The organism is Streptomyces sp. URMC 129, assembly GCF_051386415.1.
Taxonomy (GTDB): Bacteria; Actinomycetota; Actinomycetes; order Streptomycetales; family Streptomycetaceae; genus Streptomyces.
In genome coordinates this window covers 1-7,959 of the sequence record NZ_JBPQTQ010000191.1, presented here as the reverse complement: position 1 = coordinate 7,959, position 7,959 = coordinate 1, and the positions used below count along the sequence as shown (strand labels likewise).

At 75.1% G+C, this 7,959-nt stretch carries 6 protein-coding genes; all 6 read left to right on the top strand.

The features are described 5' to 3' along the window. Positions 1-1,674: GTPase (locus ACSNOC_RS26165; RefSeq protein ID WP_436750044.1), on the top strand; the 1,674-nt coding region annotated here is incomplete at its 5' end. Between the two features lie 185 nt (positions 1,675-1,859). Further along, positions 1,860-3,335 carry a thioester domain-containing protein gene (locus tag ACSNOC_RS26160; RefSeq protein WP_436750043.1) on the top strand — a complete coding sequence of 492 codons (1,476 nt, stop codon included), beginning with the start codon at positions 1,860-1,862 and terminating at the stop codon, positions 3,333-3,335. A gap of 177 nt (positions 3,336-3,512) precedes the next feature. Further along, on the top strand, positions 3,513-5,177 hold the full coding sequence (gene ettA, locus ACSNOC_RS26155; protein ID WP_436750042.1) for an energy-dependent translational throttle protein EttA: 1,665 nt from the start codon (positions 3,513-3,515) through the stop codon (positions 5,175-5,177). A 2-nt stretch (positions 5,178-5,179) separates the two neighbouring features. Then, on the top strand, positions 5,180-5,608 hold the full coding sequence (locus ACSNOC_RS26150; RefSeq protein WP_436750041.1) for an acyl-CoA thioesterase: 429 nt from the start codon (positions 5,180-5,182) through the stop codon (positions 5,606-5,608). Next, complete coding sequence (locus ACSNOC_RS26145; RefSeq protein ID WP_436750040.1) at positions 5,605-6,264, top strand: hypothetical protein; 660 nt, start codon at positions 5,605-5,607, stop codon at positions 6,262-6,264. Before ACSNOC_RS26150 ends, ACSNOC_RS26145 begins: the two co-directional genes overlap by 4 nt. Positions 6,265-6,309: 45 nt before the next feature. Beyond that, on the top strand, positions 6,310-7,479 hold the full coding sequence (solA, locus tag ACSNOC_RS26140) for an N-methyl-L-tryptophan oxidase (protein WP_436750039.1): 1,170 nt from the start codon (positions 6,310-6,312) through the stop codon (positions 7,477-7,479). Positions 7,480-7,959: the final 480 nt, after the last annotated feature.

The window sequence follows — 7,959 nt, the reverse complement described above, 5'->3', positions numbered from 1 at the left end:
GGCGCGCGGACCGTGCCCGGGGAACCGGCCGACAGCGCCCTGCGCGTCCGGCTCGGCGCCCTGCGCGAGCTGGTCGGGCTCTCCCGCACCCGCCTCGACGAACAGGTCCTCGCCGAGGCCGGGCGGGTCCTGGACGACGCCGCGGCCCGCGACCGGCTGCCCGACTCCTACACCGCCGTCGCCATCGCCGGCGCCACCGGCAGCGGCAAGTCCACGCTCTTCAACGCCCTGGCCGGCGCCCAGCTCTCCGAGACCGGCGTGCGCCGCCCCACCACCGCCACCGCCGTCTCCTGCACCTGGGACGCGGGCACCGGGCAGAGCGCCGAGAGCCTGCTCGAACGCCTCGGCGTCCCGGCCCGCGCCCGCCGCCGCGCGCACGTCGTGGACACCGGCCTGCGCGGCCTGGTCCTCCTCGACCTGCCCGACCACGACTCCGTGGACACCGCCCACCGCGAACAGGTCGACCGGCTGCTGTCCCTGGTCGACGCCGTCATCTGGGTGGTCGACCCGGAGAAGTACGCGGACGCCGTGCTGCACGAGCGCTACCTGAACGCGTTCGCGGGTCACGCCGACGTCACGCTCGTCGTGCTCAACCAGGCCGACCGGCTGCCCGGCGACGCCGTGGACGCCGTCCTGGACGACCTGCGGCGGCTGCTGGACGAGCGCGGCGTCGCGCTCGGCGAGCACGGCGAGCCGGGCGCTGGGGTGCTCGCCGTCTCCGCGCTCACCGGCGACGGCATCGCCGAACTGCGCCAGGCCGTGGGCGAGCTGGTAGCGGGCCGCACCGCCCCCGAACGGCGGCTCGCTGCCGACGTGGACGGCGTGGCCCGCCGCCTCGGCCCCGTCTACATCGCGGACGCCGCCGAGGCCCCGGCCGGGCTCACCGCCCAGGCCCGCGAGGAGTTCGAGGACCGGCTCGCCGCCGCCATCGGCGCCCAGGCCGCCGGCCAGGCCGCCGAACGCGGCTGGCTGCGCCGCGCCGACCGCGCCTGCGGCACGCCCTGGGCCCAGGTGGTCCGCCGCCTGGCGCACCACCAGTCCGAACGCCGGGGCGAGCCGCCCGCCCTGGCCGCCAAGCGGGTCCCCGCCGCGACGCCGCCCGTCGTGGCGCGGGCGGCGGTGGAGCAGGCCGTGCGGCAGCTCGCGGCGGACGCCACGGACGGCCTGCCCGAACCGTGGGCCGCCGCGGTGCGCGACGCGGCCTGGCGGGGCGCGGAGGAGCTGCCGCACGCCCTGGAGACCGGCCTGGAGGAGCAGGCGGCCGGCCGGCCGGGGGAGCGCGCCCGGATGCCGCGCCCCCGCTGGTGGTCGGTGGCGGCGATCGGTCAGGCGGTGCTGCTCGCCACCCAGTTCCTCGGCCTGTGCTGGCTGGTGACCGCCGTCATCGGCCAGCCGGTGGTGGGCCGCTGGCTGCCGCTCACCCTGCTGCTCGGCGGCTCCGTCGGCGGCCCGCTGCTGGCCTGGGCCTGCCGGATCGCCGCCCGCGGCCCGGCCCGCGCCTGGGGGCAGCAGGAGGAGTGGCGGCTGCGGCGGCTGGCCGCCGACCGGGGCCGCGCCTGCGTCCTGGAGCCGGTCGCGTCCGAGCTGATGCGGTACCGGGAGGTGCGCGAACGGTACGTCATCGCCGCCTCGCCCACCGGCGGCACGGAGCTGTCCCCGACCATCCGGCGCTGACCTCCGGGCACCGCCCGGCGGACCGGCCGGGCAGATAACGATTGCTCACGGAGATGTGTACGTCATGGGGTGGCTGGGCATATTGACTGATCGCCTCTCTACGATTCTGCCTGCACACGGGACACCCGACGGGCGCCCGGCCCCGCATCCGGCCGCGCGCCCGTGACTTCGTGGAGGGACCACAGATGACGCTCGCGCGCAGGCGCACCGCCCCACGCCTCGCGGCCACCGCTCTCGCCGCCGGTCTGCTCACCGCCGGGGCGATCGCCGCGGCGGGCCCCGCGGCGGCCGACGAGGTGCCGCCCGGCGGCGGCGCCACGGCCACCCTCCAGGGGCTGGACATCTTCGGCGAGATCGCCGTCACCGTCCCGGAGAGCGGCGAGGAGCGGCACGTCAACGGCGGCCTGTTCCGCATGGCCGCCCCCGGCGGCGCGGGCACGTTCCTGACCTACTGCGTCGACTACAACACCCCCACGCGGGCGGACGCCGCGTACGAGGAGACCGACTGGGCCTCCTCCACCCTCTCCGGCGACGAGGACGCCGGGAGGATCCACTGGATCCTGCGGCACTCCTACCCCACGGTCGACGTCCACGCCCTGGCCGGCGCGGCCGGGATCGGCGGGGAGCTGACCGAGGAGGACGCCGCGGCCGGCACCCAGGCCGCGATCTGGCAGCTCTCCGACGAGGTCACCGCCGTCCCCGACGACGAGGAGGCGCGGGCCCTGACCACCTGGCTCCTCGGCCGGGCCCGCGACGTCGCCGAGCCCGGCGTGTCGCTGGAGCTGAGCCCGCCGCGGGTGTCCGGGCAGCCGGGCCGGGTGATCGGCCCGGTCACCGTGCACACCACCGCCGACGCGGTCGTCGTCACCCCCGACCCGGCCGCCGCCGAGCAGGGCGTCACCGTGGTGGACGCCGACGGCGAGCCCGTCACCGAGGACGAGCCCGTCTCCGACGGCGCCGAGCTCTACTTCTCGGTGCCCGCCGACGCGGCCGACGGCAGCGCCTCGCTGACCGCCACCGCCAGCGCCGAGGTGCCCATCGGCCGTGCCTTCACCGGCACCGACCCGGCCCGCCCGACCCAGACCATGATCCTGGCCGACACCACCCTGGCGTCGATCCCGGCCGGCGCCGCCGTCTCCTGGGCCGCCCCCGGGCAGCCGTCCCCGTCGGTCACCGCCGAGGAGGTCTGCGCCGAGGGCGGCGTCGAGGTCACCGCCGCCAACAACGGCGACCGGCCCTTCACGTTCGAGCTCGCCGGCGAGACCGTCGAGGTCCCGGCCCACGGCAGCGAGTCCGTGCTCGTCCCGGTCGCGGACGGGCAGGCGTACGCGATCGTGATCGACAACCCCGCCGAGGGCGGGGCGGACTGGGAGTTCGGCGACGTCCTGGACTGCGCCGCCACCGACGACGCGCCCGCCGCCCAGCCCGTCCTGGCCTCGGCCGGCGGCATCGACGGCATCGACGGCGTCGACGGCACGGAGACCCTCGGCGGCGGCCCCGCCGACCTGGCCGAGACCGGCAGCGACACCGACCCCGGCCTGCTCATCGGCATCGCGGTCGCGCTGCTGGCCGCGGGCGGCGCCGCGGTGTTCCTCGTCCGCCGCCGGGCCGCCGCCGACCCGGACGACCCGGACGACCCGGACGGGACCGACGAGGAGTGACACCCCCGACCGGTGAGCGCGGCGCGCGCCGCGCTCACCGGAGGGCGTGGGGGCGGGCCCGCCGGGCCCGCCCTCACGCGTCCTGCCCGGCAACCGGTTTCCGCCGTGGCCAGGACATGCGGCAGGATGGTGGCATCTGCGTTCTGCCCACTGACGAGCCCTGCCGGACGGTTTCTCTTGGCTGAGTACATCTACACCATGCGCAAGACGCGCAAGGCGCACGGCGACAAGGTGATCCTCGACGACGTGACGTTGAGTTTCCTGCCGGGAGCCAAGATCGGTGTCGTCGGCCCGAACGGCGCCGGCAAGTCGACCGTGCTGAAGATCATGGCCGGGCTGGAGCAGCCGTCCAACGGCGACGCGTTCCTCACCCCCGGCTACAGCGTCGGCATCCTGCTCCAGGAACCGCCGCTGGACGAGTCCAGGACCGTCCTGGAGAACGTCCAGCAGGGCGTGGCCGAGACCAAGGCCAAGCTCGACCGGTTCAACGAGATCGCCGAGCAGATGGCGACCGACTACACCGACGAGCTGATGGAGGAGATGGGCACCCTCCAGGAGCAGCTCGACCACGCGGGCGCCTGGGACCTCGACGCCCAGCTCGAACAGGCCATGGACGCCCTCGGCTGCCCCCCCGGCGACTGGCCCGTCACCACCCTCTCCGGCGGCGAGAAGCGCCGCGTGGCGCTGTGCAAGCTCCTGCTGGAGCAGCCCGACCTGCTGCTGCTGGACGAGCCCACCAACCACCTCGACGCCGAGTCCGTGCAGTGGCTGGAGCAGCACCTCGCGAAGTACCCCGGCACCGTCGTCGCCATCACCCACGACCGGTACTTCCTGGACAACGTGGCCGAGTGGATCCTGGAGCTGGACCGCGGCCGGGCCTACGCCTACGAGGGCAACTACTCGAAGTACCTGGAGACCAAGCAGACCCGCCTGAAGGTCGAGGGCCAGAAGGACGCCAAGCGCGCCAAGCGGCTCAAGGAAGAGCTGGAGTGGGTCCGCTCCAACGCCAAGGGCCGCCAGGCCAAGTCCCGCGCCCGCCTCGCCCGTTACGAGGAGATGGCCGCGGAGGCCGAGAAGACCAGGAAGCTGGACTTCGAGGAGATCCAGATCCCGCCGGGGCCGCGCCTGGGCAACATCGTGGTCGAGGTCGAACACCTGGGAAAGGCGTTCGGTGAGAAGGTCCTCGTCGACGACCTCTCGTTCACCCTGCCGCGCAACGGCATCGTCGGCGTCATCGGCCCCAACGGCGCGGGCAAGACCACGCTGTTCAAGATGATCCTGGGCCTGGAGCCGGTCGACTCCGGCTCGGTCCGCGTCGGCGACACCGTGCAGATCTCCTACGTCGACCAGACCCGCGCCAACATCGACCCCAAGAAGACGCTGTGGGAGGTCGTCTCCGACGGCCTCGACTACATCAACGTCGGCCAGGTCGAGATGCCGTCCCGCGCCTACGTCAGCGCCTTCGGCTTCAAGGGCCCGGACCAGCAGAAGCCGGCCGGCATCCTCTCCGGCGGCGAGCGCAACCGGCTGAACCTCGCGCTCACCCTCAAGCAGGGCGGCAACCTGCTGCTGCTCGACGAGCCCACCAACGACCTCGACGTGGAGACGCTCTCCTCGCTGGAGAACGCGCTGCTGGAGTTCCCCGGCTGCGCCGTCGTCGTCTCCCACGACCGCTGGTTCCTCGACCGCGTCGCCACCCACATCCTGGCGTCCGAGGGCGAGTCCACGTGGTTCTGGTTCGAGGGGAACTACGAGTCCTACGAGAAGAACAAGATCGAGCGCCTCGGGCCGGAGGCCGCGCGCCCTCACCGGGCGTCCTACAAGAAGCTGACGCGGGGCTGAGCGTGCGACACCAGTACCACTGCCCGCTCCGCTGGGCGGACATGGACTCCTTCGGGCACGTCAACAACGTGATCTTCCTGCGCTATCTGGAAGAGGCCAGGATCGACTTCATGTTCCGGCTGGCGCGCCAGGCGGAGTCCGGGGCGTTCACCGGCGGCTCGGTGGTGGCCCGGCACGAGATCGACTACCTCAAGCCGCTCCACCACCGGCACGAGCCCGTCCTCATCGAGATCTGGGTGGCCGAGTTCGGCAACGCCTCGGCCACCGTGGCCTACGAGATCAAGGACGGCGAGACGGTCTACGCCCGCGCCAGCACCGTGATCGTCCCGTTCAACCTGGCGGCCGGCCGGCCGCGGCGGCTGACCGCCGAGGAGAAGATGTTCCTGGAGAAATACCGGGACGACGAGGCGGGGAGCGCGTCCCTCGTATGACCGGACACCGGGAGCTGCTCCTCGCCGACGCGGGAGAGGCGGCGCGGCTCGCCGCGTTCCTCGGCCGCCAGCTCCGCTGGGACCGCACGGCCGCCGCCCGCCTCCAGGCGGACGGCGACGTCGTGGCCGTGTTCACCCGGCCGGCGCGTTTCGAGGTGCTGGCCGTGCGGCCCTCCCGGCTGCGCGAGCCCGTCACCGGCCTCGACGTCACCGTCTCGGCCGGTGAGCTGCTGGAGGCCGTCGACGAGGCCGCCGGGCGCGTCACTGTGCCCGCCGCCGTGACCGGCCCGCCCTGGGCCGGGCTGCTGCCGCCGCGCGGCGGCTGGCGCCCGCTGACCGAGGTGGCCCACGACGCGGTGCGGTCGGCGGCCGAGGCCGTGGTCGCCGAGTTCCGGGAGCGCACCGAACGGCTCGCCCCCGGTGAGCGCACCCGCGCCGCGCTCGACGCGCTCGCCCAGGAGCTGTGGTCCCGGACCCTGCCGGGCACCCCGCTGCCGCTGCGCGCCGTGCACGCGGCCCACGCCCTCGGCTTCCTCGGCCCCGGAGCACCGGCCCGGGTCGTCGCCGGTGGCTCCTGGCTGCGGCTGCGCACCGCGATCGGGTCGATAGCGGTCCGCCGGACGGGCCCGCCGGGACTGTCCGTGACCCCGCGGTAGACCCCCCTGCGGACCGGCTCCGGCCACCGGAGGACCATCTCCCTCATGGCTTCCACCTACGACGTCATCGTGCTGGGCCTCGGCGCCATGGGGAGCGCCGCCGCGGACCACCTGGCGGCCCGCGGCGCGCGGGTGCTCGGGCTGGAGCGGTTCGGCCCGGCCCACGACCGGGGCTCCAGCCACGGCGGATCCCGCATCGTCCGGCAGGCGTACTTCGAGGGCACCGCGTACGTGCCCCTGCTGCTGCGCTCCTACGAGCTGTTCGAACGGCTGGAGCGCGACGCGGGCCGCGAGCTGTCGGTGCTGTGCGGCGGGCTGTGGATCGGCCGCCGTGACAGCGAGGTGGTCACCGGCGGCCTGTACGCCGCCCGGCTGTGGGACCTGCCGCACGAGCTGCTGGACGCGGCCGAGGTGCGGCGGCGCTTCCCCACGCTCGACCCCAGGGACGACGAAGTCGCGCTGTACGAGGACAAGGCGGGCCTGGTCCGGCCCGAGGCCACCGTCGCCGCCCAGCTGCGGCTGGCCGCGGCGGCCGGGGCCGAGCTGCGCTTCGGGGAGCCCGTGCTGCGCTGGGAGGCGCTGCCGGGCGGCGCGGGCGTCCGGGTGCGCACACCGGACGGCGCGTACGAGGCGGGCCACCTGGTCCTGTGCCCCGGCGCCTGGGCCCCGGAGCACCTGGACGGCCTGGGCGTGCCGCTCACCGTGCGGCGGCAGGTCATGTACTGGTTCCAGCCCGCCGGCGGGCCCGCGCCCTACGCCCCCGAGCGCCACCCGGTCTGGCTCTGGGACCGCGGCGAGGAGCCCGCGCTGTACGGCTTCCCCGCGATCGACGGGCCGGACGGGGGAGTGAAGGCCGCGCTGCACGGCGGGGGCCCGGAGTGCGCGCCGGATACGGTCGACCGCGCCGTGCGGCCCGAGGAGACGGCGGCCCTGGCGGCGTGCGCGGCGCCCCGGGTGCCGACCCTGCCGGGCCGCCTGCTGCGCGCCGCGACCTGCCTGTACACCTGCACGCCCGACGAGGACTTCGTGATCGCCCCGCACCCGGCGCACGAGGACGCGGTGACGGTGGCCTGCGGGTTCTCCGGGCACGGGTTCAAGTTCGCGCCGGTGGTCGGCGAGATCCTCGCCGACCTGGCCCTGACCGGCGCCACCGGCCACCCCATCGGCCTCTTCCGCCCCGACCGCTTCACCGCCGGATCCCGGCGCGGGCGCTGACGGCCCCGGGGGCCGTCCTCGCAGGGGGCGTCGGGCCGCCCACGGCTCCCCCAGGCCCGGGGCTGGGGGAGGGACCTCCACGGCGCGTGCGCTCCGGCTCTGCGGCGAGCGTCGGGACCTGCGGGAACCGCCCAGCCTCCGGGCTTGGGGGGAGCGCCGTGGGCAGGGCGGCCTCTTCGAAGAACGGGACCCAGGGCCTGTCTTCCGGATCGTGGGGGCACCTCCCGGACGCCGGTCCGGGGGAGGACCAGGCCGCGGCGTCTGGCTCCCCCGGGCCCCTCGGGGGCCCGGAGGTACCCCATGCACGCCGGCAAGGCGCCGGATCGCAGCCCGTACGGTGGGGGCACCTCCCAGCCGCCGGGCTGGGGGAGCGTCGTGGCCCCGCGAAGATCCGGAAGACAGGCCCTAGTGTCCTGAGTCGGAGATTCGTCGGCAGTAGGTGGCGACCTTGTCGAGGATTTCGTCGGCGGTTTTGGTCCA

Excerpts from the sequence above, each read along its gene's own strand:
- ACSNOC_RS26160 (WP_436750043.1), top strand. The coding sequence starts at position 1,860 with ATGACGCTCGCGCGCAGGCGCACCGCCCCACGCCTCGCGGCCACCGCT.
- solA (WP_436750039.1), top strand. The coding sequence starts at position 6,310 with ATGGCTTCCACCTACGACGTCATCGTGCTGGGCCTCGGCGCCATGGGG.
- ACSNOC_RS26145 (WP_436750040.1), top strand. The coding sequence starts at position 5,605 with ATGACCGGACACCGGGAGCTGCTCCTCGCCGACGCGGGAGAGGCGGCG.